Source organism: Lysobacter hankyongensis (genome assembly GCF_039543145.1).
Taxonomy (GTDB): domain Bacteria; phylum Pseudomonadota; class Gammaproteobacteria; order Xanthomonadales; family Xanthomonadaceae; genus Lysobacter_I; species Lysobacter_I hankyongensis.
Genome location: NZ_BAABJE010000001.1, coordinates 224,363 through 241,827, shown reverse-complemented (window position 1 = coordinate 241,827; position 17,465 = coordinate 224,363). Strand labels below are relative to the sequence as shown.

The 17,465-nt window shown below is 68.2% G+C and carries 16 protein-coding genes and 1 pseudogene; 7 read left to right on the top strand and 10 right to left on the bottom strand.

Going from position 1 to position 17,465, the window contains the following annotated elements:
* Positions 1 to 17 precede the first annotated feature (17 nt).
* The gene (minC, locus tag ABD974_RS01130; RefSeq protein WP_345301429.1) at positions 18 to 800 is read right to left on the bottom strand and encodes a septum site-determining protein MinC; all 783 of its coding nucleotides are present in this window, start codon (positions 798 to 800) and stop codon (positions 18 to 20) included.
* On the bottom strand, positions 797 to 1,411 hold the full coding sequence (locus ABD974_RS01125; protein WP_345301428.1) for a GNAT family N-acetyltransferase: 615 nt from the start codon (positions 1,409 to 1,411) through the stop codon (positions 797 to 799). The genes minC and ABD974_RS01125 overlap by 4 nt, the downstream gene beginning before the upstream one ends.
* Positions 1,412 to 1,598: 187 nt before the next feature.
* Here ABD974_RS01125 and ABD974_RS01120 point away from each other — a divergent pair, with 187 nt between their 5' ends.
* The 5 genes from ABD974_RS01120 (at position 1,599) to ABD974_RS01100 (ending at position 6,146) form a co-directional block, all read left to right on the top strand.
* Positions 1,599 to 2,792 (top strand): histidine kinase, encoded by a 1,194-nt coding sequence (locus ABD974_RS01120; RefSeq protein ID WP_345301427.1) that lies wholly within the window; start codon positions 1,599 to 1,601, stop codon positions 2,790 to 2,792.
* A gap of 162 nt (positions 2,793 to 2,954) precedes the next feature.
* A complete protein-coding gene (locus tag ABD974_RS01115) occupies positions 2,955 to 3,596 on the top strand; it encodes a response regulator (protein ID WP_345301426.1) in 642 nt (213 codons plus the stop codon).
* A 285-nt stretch (positions 3,597 to 3,881) separates the two neighbouring features.
* Positions 3,882 to 4,967, top strand: a complete 1,086-nt coding sequence (locus ABD974_RS01110) for a polyketide cyclase (RefSeq protein ID WP_345301425.1) — start codon at positions 3,882 to 3,884, stop codon at positions 4,965 to 4,967.
* Positions 4,968 to 5,104: 137 nt separating this feature from the next.
* Positions 5,105 to 5,461 (top strand): DUF423 domain-containing protein, encoded by a 357-nt coding sequence (locus tag ABD974_RS01105; protein ID WP_345301424.1) that lies wholly within the window; start codon positions 5,105 to 5,107, stop codon positions 5,459 to 5,461.
* 10 nt (positions 5,462 to 5,471) lie between these two features.
* A complete protein-coding gene (locus ABD974_RS01100; RefSeq protein ID WP_345301423.1) occupies positions 5,472 to 6,146 on the top strand; it encodes a DNA-3-methyladenine glycosylase family protein in 675 nt (224 codons plus the stop codon).
* A 15-nt stretch (positions 6,147 to 6,161) separates the two neighbouring features.
* Here ABD974_RS01100 and ABD974_RS01095 read toward each other — a convergent pair whose 3' ends face one another.
* The 7 genes and pseudogenes from ABD974_RS01095 to ABD974_RS01065 form a co-directional block, all read right to left on the bottom strand.
* On the bottom strand, positions 6,162 to 7,592 hold the full coding sequence (locus tag ABD974_RS01095) for an FAD-binding oxidoreductase (protein ID WP_345301422.1): 1,431 nt from the start codon (positions 7,590 to 7,592) through the stop codon (positions 6,162 to 6,164).
* Positions 7,589 to 8,641, bottom strand: coding sequence for an acyltransferase family protein (locus tag ABD974_RS01090; RefSeq protein WP_345301421.1), 1,053 nt, complete (start codon positions 8,639 to 8,641; stop codon positions 7,589 to 7,591). The genes ABD974_RS01095 and ABD974_RS01090 overlap by 4 nt, the downstream gene beginning before the upstream one ends.
* A gap of 4 nt (positions 8,642 to 8,645) precedes the next feature.
* Positions 8,646 to 9,458, bottom strand: a complete 813-nt coding sequence (locus ABD974_RS01085) for a M15 family metallopeptidase (RefSeq protein WP_345301420.1) — start codon at positions 9,456 to 9,458, stop codon at positions 8,646 to 8,648.
* A gap of 9 nt (positions 9,459 to 9,467) precedes the next feature.
* Complete coding sequence (locus ABD974_RS01080; protein WP_345301419.1) at positions 9,468 to 9,992, bottom strand: PH domain-containing protein; 525 nt, start codon at positions 9,990 to 9,992, stop codon at positions 9,468 to 9,470.
* Position 9,993: 1 nt separating this feature from the next.
* Positions 9,994 to 11,415 (bottom strand): alpha/beta hydrolase, encoded by a 1,422-nt coding sequence (locus ABD974_RS01075; RefSeq protein ID WP_345301418.1) that lies wholly within the window; start codon positions 11,413 to 11,415, stop codon positions 9,994 to 9,996.
* The gene (locus tag ABD974_RS01070) at positions 11,412 to 11,612 is read right to left on the bottom strand and encodes a type II toxin-antitoxin system antitoxin (protein WP_345301417.1); all 201 of its coding nucleotides are present in this window, start codon (positions 11,610 to 11,612) and stop codon (positions 11,412 to 11,414) included. The genes ABD974_RS01075 and ABD974_RS01070 overlap by 4 nt, the downstream gene beginning before the upstream one ends.
* Before the next feature lie 15 nt (positions 11,613 to 11,627).
* A pseudogene (locus tag ABD974_RS01065) lies at positions 11,628 to 12,329 on the bottom strand (SPFH domain-containing protein); the annotation flags it as partial.
* Positions 12,330 to 12,639: 310 nt separating this feature from the next.
* On the opposite strand from ABD974_RS01065, the gene purT reads away from it, so the two are divergent.
* Positions 12,640 to 13,854 carry a formate-dependent phosphoribosylglycinamide formyltransferase gene (gene purT / locus ABD974_RS01060; protein ID WP_345301415.1) on the top strand — a complete coding sequence of 405 codons (1,215 nt, stop codon included), beginning with the start codon at positions 12,640 to 12,642 and terminating at the stop codon, positions 13,852 to 13,854.
* Positions 13,855 to 14,010: 156 nt separating this feature from the next.
* Positions 14,011 to 14,394, top strand: coding sequence for a hypothetical protein (locus ABD974_RS01055; RefSeq protein WP_345301414.1), 384 nt, complete (start codon positions 14,011 to 14,013; stop codon positions 14,392 to 14,394).
* Between the two features lie 28 nt (positions 14,395 to 14,422).
* Here the strand turns inward: ABD974_RS01055 and ABD974_RS01050 are convergent, their stop codons facing one another.
* Positions 14,423 to 17,404: an EAL domain-containing protein gene (locus tag ABD974_RS01050; protein WP_345301413.1), complete on the bottom strand. Its 2,982-nt coding sequence runs from the start codon at positions 17,402 to 17,404 to the stop codon at positions 14,423 to 14,425.
* Between the last annotated feature and the right edge of the window lie 61 nt (positions 17,405 to 17,465).

Genomic DNA, 17,465 nt, shown 5'->3' with positions numbered 1-17,465 from the left:
GTTCTGATGGCCGCGGCTCACGCGAGCGCGGCGATGTGGATTTGCCCGTTGTCCAGCCAGATCTGCACGGCCTTGCCGCGCAGTTCCGCCGGAATGTCCTCCATGACTTTGTAGTGTCCAGCGATCGCGACGAGTTCGGCATGGAACTCGCGGCAGAAAATGCGCGCCTTGTCGTTGTCGCGGGCGCCGGCGAGGGCGCGTCCGCGCAGGGCGCCGTAGATGTGGATGCTGCCGTCGGCGATGACTTCCGCGCCGGCGCCGACGGCGCTCAGGATGGTGAGATCGCGCTGTTCGGCGTAGATCTGCTGGCCGGAACGGATGGGCGCGGTCTGGATCATGCCGGGCTCGCCGGAGGCGGCCGGGGCTTTCGCGGCGGTCGGCGCGGCCGCTTTCGCGGGCGCCGTGTCCGCGACCGCCTTCGGTGCCGGCGCGTTCGCGGCGGCATCGGGCGATTCGTACTGGGCGCGGAATTTGGCCAGCAGCGGCAGGCCGAGTTCGACCGCGAGCCGCTCATTGTCGCTGCTGCCGTAGGCCAGCGCCACCGGGATCACGCCCGCGGCGCGCAGGGCGTCCAGCAGGGCCAGGGCGCTGGCGGCGTCCGGGGTGCCGGGCAGGGCGCCGAAATCGACGATCACCGCGGCGCGTTCGAACAGTTTCGGCGCGCGCGCCACGCGATCGCGCATTTCAGCGCCCAGCCGCTCGACGTCGAGCGTGCGGATGCGCAGATTGGCGATGCCGACCTGACCGATCTTCAGGTCGCCCGCCAGTTCGTAATTCATCGCGCTGGCGCCCGCGCTCATGCGCCGGTGCCCGTGGCGCGCTGCGGCGTCCGTGCGGTGCGCGGCACGATCAGCCAGGGCTCCGCCGGCAAGGCCTCGCCGTAGGTGTCGCGCACCCACGGATAGCTGCAGAGATCCTTCATGAGCATGGCTGCGCGCAGCCCGGTTTCCGGCATCAACTGCTGGCCGACTTCGCGGAAGCCGAAACTGCCGTGAAAGAGCAGGGCAGGGTCGGGCAGGGTGGGGTCGGCGGCCGCATCGAGGAACACCTCGCAGGCGAGCTGCGGATAGCGCAGTTCGGCATAACTCTGGGCGTCGGCGTAGAAGGCGCGACCGACACCGCCCCCGCGGCGCCGGCTGGCGACCACGATGCGGTCGATGTAGAAGAAATGGGGATAGCGTTCGCGGAACCAGCGGTAGTTGCTGGAATCGTGCGCGGCATCGCTGCCGACGCCGATCATGAAGCCGGCGAGCGTGCCGTCGCGCTCGGCGACGCGGAAATACTCCGCAGTCTCGAAGAAATGACGCAGGCGCGCCTGGTCGAAGGGCAGGATCGTGGGGCCGGCGGCATTGTTCAGGGCAAGAACGGAATCCAGCTCGTGCTCACGCACGTCGCGGAAAACAATCGACATTCCTCGTGACTCCGGCTGTGGCGTGCGCGGGCGGGGGTCCGGCAGCGCTGGGCGCGCAATTATCGCATGCCGACCGTTCCCGGGCGAAATCCGCCGACCCGCGGCCCGTGCGCGGTCCGGCACGGTTTCGTGCGATGCATGACTTCCGGTGGGGTCCAGGCGGCGGGAGACCGCCTACACTCCCCGGATGTTCACGCGTCTCGACCATGGCCGGTTGCTGCGTTACTCGGGGTTGTTCACCTGGGCCGTGGTCGTGCTGCCGATCCTCTATTCCGGCATGCGGGCCTGGCAGGGCTGGCTGGCCTACGCCGCTTTCGGGTTCACGTACGCGTGGCTGGCGCGCGGCCTCGGGGTGCGCCGCCGGCATCCGGTGGATTATCTGTTCCTGGTGATGATGACCCTGTGCGCGATCGGGGTCAGCTACCACACCGAAACCGGTCTCGGCAGCATCCTGCTGATGGTGGCGGCCTGCATTCTGCCATGGATGCTCTCGCTGTCGATGAGCATCGTCTGGCTGATCCTCAGCCAGATGGTGATGCTGCCGGTCTTCGTGCATTTGATGGGATTTCCCCTGTTCGAAGGGGTGATGCAGTCGCTGCTGTACGTCGGATTCGCCGGCTTCGTGTACGTGACCAGCCTCATAGGCCGCCAGCAGGCGATGGCCCGCGAAGAGCAGCGCCGCCTGAATTCCGAGCTGCGCGCCACCCGCGCGCTGCTGGCCGAAAGCGTGCGGGTGAACGAGCGCACCCGCATTTCCCGCGAACTGCACGATCTGCTCGGTCACCACTTGACCGCGCTGAGCCTGAATCTGGAAGTCGCGAACCATCTGGCCGAGGGCAAGGTCCAGGAGCACGTTTCCCAGGCCCACACCCTCGCCAAACTGCTGCTGAGCGATGTGCGCGAGGCGGTCAGTCTGATCCGCGACAGCGACGACATCGACATGGCGGCGACCCTGTTGCCGCTGGCCGACAACGTGCCGGGATTGCATATCGATATGCGATTGCCGCAGCCGTTCCTGCTCGACGATCCCGAGCGCGCGCATGTTTTGCTGCGCTGCACACAGGAAATCGTGACCAATGTCGTGCGCCATGCGCAGGCGACGACCTTGGTGCTGGAATACCAATGGCGGGACGAAGGCGTGCAGCTTCAGGCCCGGGACGATGGGCGCGGCGCGGAAATTCCGGTCGCGGGCAACGGTCTGCGCGGCATGCGCGAACGCCTGGCGGCCTATGGCGGCAGCGTCGAGATCGAGACCCGGCCGGGCCAGGGCTTTTCCCTGTCCCTGTATCTGCCGGTGGTCCGCGGGATCGAACGACAGGGCCTGTCGCCGGCGTTGCGGGCGGGCTCCGGTGCGGTCGCGGTCGGCGGAGTGGCTGCATGACGTCCAACGGTCGGCGGCCGGCGCCGCGCATGTGCCTCCGGGCCGCCTTCGTTCGCGTATCCGCATACATGTTCACAACGGGGCGCTCCGTCGCCCTCCACGCGCGACCGGTCCGGACGGCCGGTGCGCCCACCGCATCATGACGAAGACACAGGAGGCGACATGATTCGCGTATGTCTGGTCGACGATCAGACCCTGGTACGCCAGGGCATCCGCTCCCTGCTGGCGCTGGCCGAGGGCATCGAAGTCGTGGCCGAAGCCGCCGATGGCCGCCAGGCGGTCGAGCTCATTCCGCAAATCCGGCCCGATGTGGTGCTGATGGACATGCGGATGCCGGCGATGTCGGGGCTGGAGGCGCTGCAGGCCCTGGCCCGGATCGACCAGTTGCCGCCGACCATCATCCTGACCACCTTCGACGACGATCAGCTGGTGCTGGCCGGGATGAAGGCCGGCGCCAAGGGTTATCTGCTGAAGGATGTGTCGCTGGAGCAACTGGTCGGAGCGATCCAGGCCGTGGCCGACGGCGGTTCGCTGGTCCAGCCGGCCGTGACCCAGCGCCTGCTTTCGGGCCTGGAGCACATGCGCAACGATTTCGTCAGCCTCGATCGCCCGGACCCGCTGACCGACCGCGAGACCGAAATCCTGCGGCTGATGGCCTCCGGCTTCTCGAACAAGGAAATCGCCAATTCGCTGGGCGTGGCCGAGGGCACGATCAAGAACCACGTCTCCAACATCCTGTCCAAGCTCGGCGTGCGCGACCGCACCCGCGCGGTGCTGAAGGCCTTCGAGCTGCAGCTGATCTGATCGACAGGATGCCCTGCCCGGCGCAGCGCGCCGGGCGTTCGCGTCGCCACATCCACCGGTGTGCGACAGGTGGCATCCGGATCCGGCCCGGGCGCGTCCGACCGTACCCTGCCGTGTCGAAACCGTGCCGAAGCATTCGGAGCGGGCGGTCCTGCCTCGTCTCCGGCATCGGCATCCGATTGTTTTCCATCCGCCCGTTTCCGGCCCTCGCCGCGCACCGGCCTTCCCTGTTACGATTCGGGTCTTGCCTGCCACCAGCCGGCATTGGTCCCGGAGAGCCCCTGAATGACCCGTCTGCTCGAGATCCTGATTTCCCTGGCGATCGTCGCCGCGCTGTTCCTTATCGTCGGCCTCGTGCTGCCGTCCAGTCGTTATCTGGTCGAGCGGGTCGAAACGAACCGCAAGCTGACCATCGTCTATGAGACCCTGAACAACTTCAGCCGTTTCAAGGATTGGAACGCGATCCCGCTGCGCGACCCCAAGATGAAGACCCGGATCTCCGGCCCCGAAGCGGGCGTCGGCGCCGAGTTCCACTACGACTCCGAGAAGTCCGAAGTCGGCAGCGGCACCTGGAAGATCGTCGAGAGCGTGCCGAACGAACTGGTCGCGATCCAGATCGACAACGACCGCCAGGGCCACGACAAGCGCACCGAGTTCAAGCTGAAGCCGACCGGCAAGAACAACCGCAACGTCGAAATCGCCCAGACCTACAAGGTCGACTACGGCTGGAACCTGATCGGTCGCTACGCCGGTCTCTACGTCCGCAGCCATGTCGGCGACGACATGAAGTTCGGTCTCGCCAAGCTCAGCAACATGCTGGCCTCGATCCCGAACATCGATCACACCGTGTATGGCGACAAGCTGACCGGCCTGTCGATCGCCGATATTCCCGCCGAACATCTGCTGTACGTGCCGTCCGGCAGCGTGAAGTTCGACGACGTCGAGATCGAGAAGTCGATGCGCGCCAATCTGGAATGGATCAACCGCACCATCGCCGCCAACGGCCTGGTCGCCACCGGTCCCATGCGCATCGTCACCAACGAGCAGGGTCGCGACACCTACAGCTTCGATGTCGTCCTGCCGGTACGCAAGGCCGACACCGCCGAGGCCGCCGCCACCGCGACCACCGAACTGGCCGGCCTCTCGCTGCAGGGCCCGGTGAAGTACAAGCTGGTGCCCGCGCATCGCGCCGTCAGCGCCAAGTTCATCGGCTACATCCGCGAGCTGGAGAACGTGCGCAACGCCCTGCGTGCCTGGACGGCGCCGCGCGGTTACGAAATCACCGAGCGCCCGTACGAGGTTTACGACAGCGGCATCGAAGGCGCGTTCAAGGAAGACGGCAAGTTCACCGCCTACTGGGCGATCAAGTAAGGCGACCGGGCCATCCGCCCGGTCATCCGTCCGATGCCGGATCGCACCACCGAAGCGCCGCTCGATGCGGCGCTTCGCTTTTTGGGCGACACGCATCGAGACGCGACATCCGGAGTCGACGCATGATGACGTCCCACATGAGCCATCGAACGATCCAGCGCACGTTCGCCGCGACCGGTGCGGTGCTGGCCGCGGCCGGCGTCGCCCTGTCCGCCTACGCCGCGCACGCGGCCGAAGGTGCCGCACGCGCGAGCCTGCAGTCGGCCGCGCTGTTCGCGCTGGTGCACGGCATCGCGCTCGCCGCGCTCTCTAGGCAGACGCCGCGCCGGATCGGCATCGTCGCGCTGGCGGCACTGCTGCTGGGCACGCTGCTGTTCTCGGGGTCGCTGGTCGGCGCGCAAGTCTGGTCGCTGCCGACGCGGCTCGCGCCGGTGGGCGGCATGCTGATGATCGGCGGTTGGCTGCTGTACGCTCTGGACGCCTTCCGTCGCTGAGGTTCCGCAGATGCCGCGATACGCCCGTGGATTCGATACCGAGGCCGCATACGCGCATCTCGCGAAGCGCGATCGCAGGCTCGGTACGTGGATGAAACGGATCGGCCCGCTCGATCCCGATCCGCGCTGGCGCAAGCCCTTCGATCCGGTCGACGCGCTGGCGCGCGCGATCCTCTACCAGCAGCTCAGCGGCAAGGCCGCGGCGACGATCGTGGGCCGGGTGGAAGCCGCGATCGGCAGCGATCGTTTCCATTGCGACACGCTCGCCCGCTGCGACGACGCCGCCATCCGCGCCTGCGGCGTGTCCGGCAACAAACTGCTGGCCCTGCGGGATCTTGCCCTGCGCGAATCGCGCGGCGAGATTCCCGATCTGCGGCGCATGTCGACGATGGACGACGACGCCATCGTCGCCGCGCTGGTGCCGGTGCGCGGGATCGGCCGCTGGACCGTGGAGATGATGCTGATGTTCCGCCTCGGCCGCCCCGACGTGCTGCCGATCGACGACCTCGGCATCCGCAAGGGCGCGCAGCGCGTGGACAAGGCGGACGAGATGCCGACGCCGAAGGCGCTGGCCGAACGCGGCGAACGCTGGGGGCCGTATCGCAGCTACGCCAGCGTCTATCTGTGGCGGATCGCGGACTTCGCGGTGCAGGCGAAGACGCCGACCAAACGTTCCCAGGACTGAGTTCCGCGGTCGCGCTCAGCGCGGCAGATAGGTGTCCCACAACCGGTTGCGGAAGCGTCGCTGCGGATCGATCGTCGCCTTCAGCGTCGCGAACGCGTCGGCTTCCGGATACGCGCGCAGGAATTGCGCGGGCGTCGCGTGCAAGCGGTAGGGCAGGTAGTAGCGGCCGCCGTTCGCCAGCGCGGCGTCGATCAACTGCCGGGTCCACACCGCCGACGCGTTGTCCGCCCACCGCGCGGCGCGCTGCTTGTAATACAGCACGAACGAAAACACCTCGCGCTTGGCCCAGCCGAGCAGCGTGCCGGGTTCCGCGGGCGAATGCCGGATCGAGACGTTGAGCGCGTTGACGTCGTGGGCGATCAAGATCCTGCGCAGCTCGGCCGCGAATGCGGCGAAGCGTTCGATCGGAATGAAGTACTCCTGCAGCAGATAGGTCGATAGGCTGCGCGTCCGCGGTTCCAGCGCATCGGCATCGAGGCTGGCCTCGCGATTGCGCCAGACCACCGGCCGTTCCTCCAGCTGGCGCCGGGTGAGCTTGCGATCGCGCACCGCGTCGCCGAACGGCAGTTCCGACGCCGCCCAGATCAGGTTCTGGTCGCGGCTGTAGTCGAGATCTTCAGGAATCAGCCGTTCGTCGCGCGTCAGCGGCGCGTCGGTGGCGCGCCAGGTGATCGCCAGCGGGCGGTCGAAATGCGGTGGCGCCAGGTCGGCGTTGTGCAGCACCGCCTCGCCGTCTGCGGTATGCGCTTGTACGCGTTCGCGGAACCATGCGGGATAGTCTTCGAGCGCGACGAATTCGGCTTCGCGCGCGATCCGCTGGTTGCGGTCGAGCTGCAGTTCCAGTTCGGTGATGACGCCCAGGCCGCCGTAACCGCCGATCGCGGCATGGAACAGCGCCGGTTCGGTGGCGCGGTCGAGCGCATGCACGCGACCGTCGGCGGCGACCATGCGCAGGCCGAGGATGCTGTTGGCCATCGGGCCCTTGCCGACGTAACGGCCGTGGCAGTTCACCGAGGCCGAGCCGCCGATGGTGAAGTTGCTGAAGCTCTGCATGATCGCGACCGACAGGTCGTGCGGGTCGATCAGCCGCTGCAGATCGCGCCAGCGCATGCCGGCCTGCACCCGCACGCGCCTGCGCTCGATGTCCAGGTGCAGCAGCCGGTTCATGCCGCGCATGTCCAGATGCAGCGAGCCGGGCGACGCCGTCTGCCCGCCCATGCTGTAGCGGCCGCCGCCGATGGAGATCGGCGAGCGGTCGCGCGCGAGCGCCGCGGACACCGCTTCGGTCGATGTCGGTCGCAGGATCCCGTCGACCTCGATGCGGTCCAGTCGGCTCACGTCTTCGACGGTGTGTTCCGGATCGCGGTCGCAGCCGGCGAGCCCCGCGACCATCGGTGTCGCGAACAGTGCGCCGCTCAGGCGGCGGCGGTCGCGATCGCAGGTCATGCCGGATTGGATTCCATCGCCGGACGCCGCACGAGCAGGCGACGTTTCCAGCCCAGGGCGGGGCGTTCGACCACGAACCACGACAACGCCGCGCAGCCGAAGGCGAGCGCGCTGGCGGCGAGCGTGTTCGTCAGCACCGTGGTCGCGCCGAGCAGCATCGCCACCTGCTGCATCGGCCAGCCGTAGAGATACAGACCGTAGGACAGGTCGGTGCGCTCGATCCGCGGCAACCGCGGCAGGAATGCGAGACAGAAGGTGCCGAGGACGACCAGCGCGAAATACACCGGGACGAACCACACGCTGCCGCGGCTCAACGCGGCCAGACCCAGCAGCGGCAGCAGCGGCCACCACGACAGCCGCACGCGTGCGCGCCAGGTCCACAGCAGCGTGCCGGTGATGAAGAATGCGGTCACCCAGAGCAGATAGGCGAGATGTTCCTGCAGCGGCGCGCGCAGCCACGCGAACGCGGCGGCGCCGGCGATCGCCAGCGCCCACGCCGGCAGATAACGCCATGGGCGCAGCATGCCCAGCGCGCTGGCCGCGAGCAGCAGCAGATACAGCCGGCCTTCGATCGGCAGTGTCCACAACGAGCCGTTCGCCGCGGTGCGCGGCAGCGTCTCGAACACGCCGGGCAGCCAGAATTCCGCGCGCCACAGCGTCGCGTTCGCCCACAGATAGCGCCATGTCGTGCCATCGCGCCAGTAGTCGGCGGCGGTGGTCAGCAGCGGGCCGAGTACGCAGACGGTCAGGATCACGCAGACGATCAGCGCGGGGTAGATGCGCAGCGCGCGCGCGAGCAGGAATGCGCGCCAGCCGTTGCGTTCGCAGCTGGCCGCGACCAGGAAGCCGCTGATCGCGAAGAACACGTCCACCGCGAACGCGCCGGCCGATTTCGACAGCGTCAGCCGCGCGAAGTGATCGTTGCCGGCGGTGCCGGTGATCGCCCAGGCATGGCTCCAGATCACCAGCCAGGCCGCGGCCAGGCGGATCAGATTGAAATGATTCCGCCCCGTGCTCCAGAGGTCGGCCAGCGTGGGCGATGCGCGCATCCGCTCAGCGGTCGTGTTGGCCGTCATGCATCCAGTACCAGTGCCACGGTTCGTAAATGATCCCGTGCGGATTGTCGCGCGGATAACTCATGCGGAAACCGTGCGCGCCGGCGTTCGCCCGCAGCCAGGCGAAGGCGTCGGTGGCTTCGAACGACTCCTCCGCCGGCGGTTCGCCGGGCGTGCCGATGTCGAGCGCGCGGCCGTCGTGGTGTTCGCTGAAGCCGGGCGCCGCGTTGACGGTGAGGATCTCGGCGACGGTCAGTCCGCGCGCGCGTTTGCGTTCGAAAATGCCCAACTGGTAATCGTGGCTGCGATAGCCGGAGATCGCTTCGAGCATGACGCCGTCGCGCTGCGCGGCGGCGCGCAGTCGGTCCCATGCGCGGGCGGCCCCGGGATGCAGCCACAGCGGGCGACGATAGCGATCGAAGCCCGCGTGCGCCAGCCATCGCGGTTCCGCGACCAGCGTCAGGGCGGTGCGTGCGGCGTAATCGTCGGCATCCAGCCCGAGCGCGTCCAGCCGTTCGCGCAACGCGTGCAGGGGCAGTGCGGCGGGGGCGCGCGCGCCGGCATGCGGCAGCGGCGCTTCCACCGCATCGAGAGCGGTATCCAGCCCGGATTCGCGGGTCCAGTGCGGATCCAGACCGAACCAGCCTTCGGGTAGCGATGCCGCCAGATAGCGTCCGTCGCGCTTGCGCCGCAGCACCCAGCGCGCGCGCGCCAGACTGCGCGCATCGCGATTGCTGCGCGCGTCCAGCAGCCAGGCCGGCCAGGCTTCGAGCGTGGCGGTGTTCAGCAGGATGCGGGGCAGGGGACGCATCCGCACAGATTAGCGTCGGCCCCCGTCTCCCGTCACGGCTTTCAGCGCATCCAGCAGCGCCTGCGGTTTCTCCAGACTCAGCAGCAATCGGCGTCCGCCGCGTTCGGGCAGCATCAGCACTTTCGAACGACCGGTGATCAGCACGAACGCCTGCGAGCGGTCGCGCAGCCGGAAATGTCCGGCGTGGAAACCGGGCATCGACGTGCCGAAGGTCTTGAACCGCGGGCGCAGGGCGGTGGCTTCGGCGAGATCGACGATGCGTGCGGCGGCGAGATCCAGCTCGGCCACGCGCACGGTCCTGCCGTGCATGCTGCCGGCGATCTGCAGGCGGTCGTCTTCCAGTGCCACCCGCCGTCGCCGGACCAGCAGGCTCATCAGCAGCACCGCGAGCGTCATCGGGATCGCCATCAACCACAGTCGCGGTTCTTCGCGGGCGCCGAACGCGATGCCGACCAGACCGGCGATCAGACCCAGCGCCGGCATCAGGATCAGCCAGCGCAGGTCGGGCGGCGGCACCGCGAATTCGCGGCGCATGTCAGCGCGCCTTGCCGGTGCCCTGCGCCGCGATCCACGCGGCGACATCGGCGATCAGTTCCGGGGCGACATGCCCGGCCGTCGCGTAATCCTGCAGCGTGCCTTCGCCAGGAATCGCGAGGTGATTCAGGGTCTCGTAGAGCTTGAACGTGGTCTGCGGATCGCCGCCGAAGGCGCTGCGCCAGCGCTGCCAGTCGGCGTCGACCACCTGCAGATCGCGCCCACCCTGCAGGAACAGCAGCGGCTGCTTCGTCGCGCGCGCTTCGGCGATCGGATCGACCGCTTCGATGCTGCGCCAGTAACCCGTGGGCAGGCCCAGCGGCGCATCGGCGCCGGAGACCTCTTCGCCGCGGCGCACCGACGCGATGCGCGCCGTGAGCCTGGCGATCTCCGCGCTCTCGGCATCGTCGGTCTTGCCGTCGTTGAGCACCGCCATCCGCCGGTTCTGTTCGAGCAGGATGTCGAGCAGCGGCCGCGACGGCGCCGCCAGCAGGATCAGCCCGGCGATCCGCGGATCGCGCGTACCGATCCGGGGCGCCAGCATCCCGCCGAGGCTGTGACCGAGCACGAACACGCGTTCGGGATCGATGCGTGCCTGCGTGCGCAGCAGCGCGACGGCAGCGAGCGCGTCGTTGGTGGTTTCCCGATCGATGGTGCCGCCATCGGCGAACTCCTGCGGTCGCGCGCGCGTGCGCTTCTCGTAGCGGAGGACGGCGATGCCGCGTTCGGCCAGACCGCGGGCGAGATCGAGGAAGGGTTTGTTCGGGCCGATGGTCTGGTCGCGATCCTGCGGGCCGGAGCCGTGCACCAGCACCACCGCGGCGACCGCGGCGTCGCCCCTGGGCAACGCGAGGGTCGCCGGCAAGCCATTGCTGTCGTCGCCGATCCGCAGTTCGGTTTCGACGTAGTTCGCATCCTCCGGCACCGGGGTTGCGGGTGGCCGCGCCGCGGCCTGTGCCGGACGGATCGCGAAACCGGAGACCTTGTGCGCGGCATCGAAGGCGATGAGGGCCTTCAGTTCGCCGCGCTCGTAGCGCAGCGGAACGGTGATCAGCGCACCGTCGTCGCGAACGTCGGCGACGGGCTCGCCGCGCGCCTGCAGCGCACCGACCTGCGCCTGCATCGCGGCCCAGCCCTGCGCCAGTTGCTCCGCGCTCACCGCCGCGGCCATCGTCGCGTCGAAACGGGCATGGATGGCGGCGAATTCGCCGGCGTCCATGCGGTCGAGCAGGCCCAGCGCTTCGCGGGTGGCGTCGAAGGCCTGTTCCGCCGCCGGCGTCGGCGCCTGCGCGCGGACCGCGAACGCCGCGCCGAGGCCGATCGACAGCATCAGCGCGGACAGCAGCGCAGCGCGCAGGGCGATGCGGTTGCCGACGGCGGGCAGGCCGCGTCGGCGTTCGATCATGCGGATCACGTGGATCATGCGTCTTCTCCTGACGTGGGGGGCGACGAGGACACGGCTTCGTCGGGCGCCTTCAGCCGACCAGCCTTGCGCAGCGCGTCGCGCAGCACGTACTCGATCTGGGCGTTGAGGCTGCGCAGTTCGTCGTCGGCCCAGCGCTGCGCGGCCGCGAGGATCTCGGCATTGATGCGCAGTGGGTAGGCCTTCTTCTCGCTCACGATGCGATCCGCCGGTCAGTACAGCGAGCCGGCGTTGACGATCGGCTGGGTCGAACGCTCGCCGCAGAGCACGACCAGCAGGTTGCTGACCATCTGCGCCTTGCGCTCCTCGTCCAGATGCACCACGCCGTTCTTCTGCAGTTCGGCCAGCGCCATTTCGACCATGCCGACCGCGCCGTGCACGATCCGCGTGCGCGCGGCGATGATCGCGTTGGCCTGCTGGCGCTGCAGCATCGCCTGGGCGATTTCGGGCGCGTAGGCGAGGTGGCTGATGCGCGAATCCAGCACCCGCACGCCGGCGTCGGCCAGACGCTCCTGCAATTCCTCCATCAGGTGTTTCGACACTTCGGCGGCGTGGCTGCGCAGCGCCAGCTGGCCTTCTTCGTGCTGGTCGTAGGGATAGCTGGTGGCCATCGTGCGCACCGCCGATTCCGACTGGATGTGCACGAAGCTCTCGTAGTCGTCGACGTTGTACACGGCCTCGGCGCTGTCCACGACCTGCCACACGATGACCGCCGCGATCTCGATCGGGCTGCCGTCGAGTTCGTTGACCTTGAGCTTGCTGCTTTCGAAATTGCGCACGCGCAGCGACACTTTTTTCTTGCCGTAGAAGGGGTTGTTCCAGCGCAGGCCGTTGTCCTTCACGGTGCCGACGTACTTGCCGAACAGGTCGAGCACCGCGGCCTGGTTCGGTTCGACCTTGTACAGGCCCAGCATCAGGAAGATCGCGCCGAGCACGAGGGCGATGCCGGCGATCCAGCCGAGCGTGCCGTCCTCGGCGCTGGAGGCGATCAGCCACGCGCCGACGCCGACGGCCGCGATCAGCAGGAGCAGCACCGGAATGCCGGGGAGCGAACGGGAGGGGTTCTCTTTCATGGCGACGACTCGCAGGTGGCGGTGAATGAGGATGTGATATCAAAAAGATATCATTCATCGCAAGCGATTCCGGACGGACGGTCGCGCGCCGCAGGCGGAATTTCCACAAGTCTTTGATTTAAAATGGCCTCTTTCCCCGCGAGCCGCCCCCATGACTGCCGTTCCCGCCATCGAATTCGGTACGCCTCTGTCGCCTTCCGCCGTCCGGGTGTTGCTGCTGGGCTCCGGGGAACTCGGCAAGGAGGTGGCGATCGAACTGCAGCGCTTCGGCTGCGAGGTCATCGCTGCGGACCGGTATGCCGACGCGCCGGCGATGCAGGTGGCGCACCGCAGCCACGTGCTGAACATGCTCGACGCGCAGGCGCTGCGCGATCTGATCGCCGAAGAGCGGCCGACCCTGATCGTGCCGGAGATCGAGGCGATCCATACCGAAACCCTGGTGCAGCTGGAGCGTGAATTCGCCGGCCGCGGCACCCACACCCGGATCGTGCCGACCGCGCGCGCGGCGCGCCTGACCATGGACCGCGAAGGCATCCGCCGGCTGGCCGCGGAGACGCTGGGATTGCCGACGTCGCCCTATCGCTTCGTCGATACGCTCGACGATTACCGCGCCGCGGTGGCGGAGATCGGCATCCCCTGCGTGGTGAAGCCGGTGATGTCGTCCTCGGGCAAGGGCCAGAGCCTGGTGCGCGAAGCCGCGGATGTCGATCGCGCGTGGGACTACGCGCAGACCGGCGGACGCGCGGGCGCGGGGCGGGTCATCGTCGAAGGCTTCATCGATTTCGATTACGAGATCACGCTGCTGACCGTGCGCCATGCCGGCGGCACCGATTTCTGCGATCCCATCGGCCATCTGCAGCGCGACGGCGATTACCGCGAAAGCTGGCAGCCGCAGCCGATGTCGCCGCGCGCGCTCGAACGCGCGCAGGAAATCGCGAAAGCGATCACCGACGATCTCGGCGGCTGGGGGCTGTTCGGCGTCGAGTTGTTCGTGAAGGGCGACGAGGTGTGGTTCTCGGAAGTCTCGCCGCGTCCGCACGACACCGGGCTGGTGACGTTGATCTCGCAGGATCTGAGCGAATTCGCGCTGCATGCGCGCGCGATCCTGGGCCTGCCGATTCCGAAGATCGGCCAGAACGGCCCGTCGGCGTCGTGCGCGGTGCTCGCGCACGGCCACGGCGTGCCGGCGTTCGCGGGCGTCGCCGACGCGCTGCGCGCACCGGACACCGCGCTGCGGCTGTTCGGCAAGCCGATCGTCGATGGGCATCGCCGGGTGGCGGTGACGCTGGCGCTCGGCGCGGACATCGACGACGCCCGCGCGAAGGCGCGCGATGCCGCCGCGGCGCTGACGATCGAGTTGCGGTAGGTCTCGCTCTTCGCAGGAGCGACGCGAGTCGCGACGGGCTGCGGAAGATCGTGCCCTGGGTCGGTCGCGACTTCCGTCGCTCCTGCGAAAAGCGGGCGCTCTACCGCGAGAGGCGGAGCTGCTACGCTCCGCCGGTCACGTACAGGACCTTCCGCGATGAACGACACCAACGGCTACGCCGTCTTTTTCTTTCCGCAGGCGCTCGAAGCCCTGGGCGAACCGATCCGCCCGTTCCTGCAGGAGGGTCCCGCGGGTCCGCATGTGGCCTGTACGACGATCGATACCGGCGGCGCCTTCATCGAAATGACGATCGACGGCCGCACGCCGGAAGGCCATGCCATCTCGCTGGAATTGATGGTGCCCAGCGGCATGGTGCGCATGGTGGTGTCGACCCAGAGCGAAGCGATGTTCGGTTTCGGCCTGCGCCGTGCCGAGCCGGCCGCGATCGCGCTGCCCGTGATCGGGCCGACCGCGGAGCCGGCAAGCGCACCTTCGGAATCGCTACCGTCGACGACGGACGACGCCGCGAAGCCCGCTTGAGAACTTTCGCCGGCCTGCTGGCCGGGGTTCAGTGCATCGACGCGCCGCGCCGCCGCCCCGCATGGCCGTTGCGCTGCAGCGGCTGCGGACGGCCGAGCAGATAGCCCTGGCCGAACTGACAGCCCTGTTCCACGAGGATGTCGCGCTGGCGATCGGTTTCGATGCCTTCCGCGATCGTGTCGATGCCGAGCGTGATCGCCATCGCCAGGATCGCGCGCACCAGCGCCAGGCTTTCGGTGCGCGCGTCGCCATCGAGGCCGCTGACGAAGCTGCGGTCGATCTTGAGCCCCTGGATCGGGAAGCGGTGCAGATACGACAGCGCCGAGAATCCGGTGCCGAAATCGTCGAGCAGCGCGGCGACCCCTTGGCTGCGCAGATCGCGCAGCACCCGCAGCGCGCGCGGCGCGTCCTCGATCAGCGCGACCTCGGTGATTTCGATCCGCAGCCGGCGCGGGTCCTGATCGGCTTCGTCGAGCATGCGCAGCAGGCGGTCGGCGAAGTTGTCGGACAGGAAATGCCGCGGTGAGACGTTGATGGAGACGTAGCGCTCCGGATATTCGCTCATCGAGGAGACGACGTGCGCGTACATCAGCCAGTCGACCTGTTCGATCAGCGAGCTGTCCTCGCCGACGCCGATGAACTCCGCCGGCATCAGCAGCCCGCGACGCTCGTGGTTCCAGCGGACCAGCGCCTCGTAACCGACCTGTTCGCCGTCCTGCAGGCGCATGATCGGCTGGAAATGCGGTTCGAAGGCGTCGTGCATGATCGCGCGGCGCAGGTCGGCCTCCAGGTCGAGCAGGCGCATCGCGTCGGCGCGCATTTCCTCATCGAACAGTTCGCTGCGATTGCGGCCGCGGCGCTTGGCGCGATACATCGCGGCGTCGGCGTCGCGCAGCAATTCCTCGTTCTTGCGGTAGCGCGGATGCCACAGCGCGATGCCGATGCTGGCCGAGGGAAACACTTCGCGGCCTTCGATCCACATCGACTGGCCCAGGGCGCGCAGGATCGCGGCGGCGTAGGTCTGGGCCTGTTCGGGGCCTTCGATGTCTTCGGCGAGCACCGCGAATTCGTCGCCGCCGAGGCGCGCGACCAGATCGTCGCGGCCGATCACCTGCGAGATGCGGCGGCTGGATTCGACCAGCATTTCGTCGCCGGCGACGTGGCCGACGCTGTCGTTGATGAGCTTGAACCGGTCGATGTCGAGGAACATCACCGCGAACGGTTTGCCGCCCGCGCTGGAACTGCGGGCGATGGCGTCGTCGAGCCGTTCCTGCAGCTGCGCGCGGTTGGGCAGTCCGGTCAGACTGTCGTGGCGCGCCTGATGGCGCAGCCGCTGTTCGGCGCGCACGCGCTCGGCGATCTGTTCGCGCAGTTCGCGGTTGGCGTCGGCCAGTTCCTGGGTGCGGGTCTGCACCCGCGTTTCCAGTTCGGCGTGCGCCGCGACCAGCCGGTCCTGCGCGCGCTTGCGCGCCAGCGCGGCGTCGATGTGATGGGCGACGAAGGTCAGCAGTTCCTGGTCGCGCTCGGTGAAGCCGATGCCGTGGGTATAGCTCTGCACGCCGATCACGCCGATCACCGCGTCGTCGCGGGTCAGCGGCACGCCCAGCCAGCAGTGCGCCAGCGGACCGAAACTGCGCACCCGTCCCTCGGCTTCCAGCGCCTGGATGCCGGCGCGATCGGAGAGCAGGGCGCGGCCGGTGTCGATCACGTACTCGGTCAAGCCCTTGGCGCGCGGCCGGTCGCGGATCTGGCGGGTGTCGATTTCGTCGGACACGTACGGGAATTCGATGAATCGACCGTCGGCCGAGACCAGCGCGATGTAGAAATTGCGCGCGTACAACAGCTCGCCGATGATCGAATGCAGGTCAGCATAGAAGCGTTCGAGACTGTCGGCGCTGACCGACAGCTCGGTGATCCGGAACAGCGCCTGCTGCAGTTTTTCCGCGCGCTGGCGTTCGACGACTTCGGCCTGCAGTTCGCTGTTCGCCAGTTGCAGCGCCTGCGTGCGCTCCTTCACGCGGCGCTCCAGCTCGACCCGCGCGGTCTTGCGGTCCAGCGCGGTGAGGATGTGCTGGGCGACGTATTCCAGCAGCGCGCGGTCCTCGATGTCGTAACGCTGTGCGCGTTCGTAGTCCTGCACCACGATCGCGCCGCAGACCTGGGCGTCGCGCAGCAGCGGCACGCCCAGCCAGTCCTCGCTCATCGGCCCGCCGGCGTATTCGTCGTCGGGAATGTGCAGCGTGTCGATGATCTCGCGCGGCGAACCGATCAACGGGCGGCCGTGGCGCAGCAGCGCCGCGGTCATGCTGTGCATGTTGTGGTCGATCGCGAATTCGGTGCCCGGATCCGGGTCGAAGGTGTCGCGGCTGTCGGCGAAATACAGGTAGCGGATGGTTTCGCGCTTGTCGTCGTAGTGGACGATGTAGAAATTCTCGGCCGGCATCAGCCCGCCGACGACCTGGTGGATCCGCGCCAGCATCTCGCGCATTTCCAGGCCCGAGCCGGCGAGGTCGGAGATCTCGTAAAGCGCGTGCTGCAGCCGTTTGGACTGTTCCAGCGTTTCGATTCTGGCGTCGGCTTCGGCCAGCCGCAGGGTGGCGCCGATCAGATCGCGGGCCATGGCCAGCCAGGCCTGACGGGCCCAATCGGCCGGTGGCGGCGAGGCGAACGACAGACCGAGCGAGGTGCGGTTGCCGTCTTCGCCCTCATGGCGGTCGAGGATCAGGTCGCCGGAGGGGCGGCTGTCGGCAGGCGTGCCGTCGTCAGGCATGCTCTCGGCAGGCATGTCGAGATGCGCGACGACCGCCAGCCGCAGCGATTCGTCGCCGTGGGCGGTTCGCACGCTGCCGAGACCGAGACGGGCGTGACGCCAGGCGATGGCGACCTGGGTGCCGTCGGGCAGCGTTCTGGACAGCGAGTCGATCGCTGTCCTGACCGCGGCCTCCGCAACCAGAGCCCCCCCGGCTCCGTCTTGAGTCCCGGCGTTCACGTCGTGGCTGCCGAGCATCATGACCCCAGCATATACCCGAACAATCGGTCATGACAGATGACGCGGAAAGTCGCGGCGATCG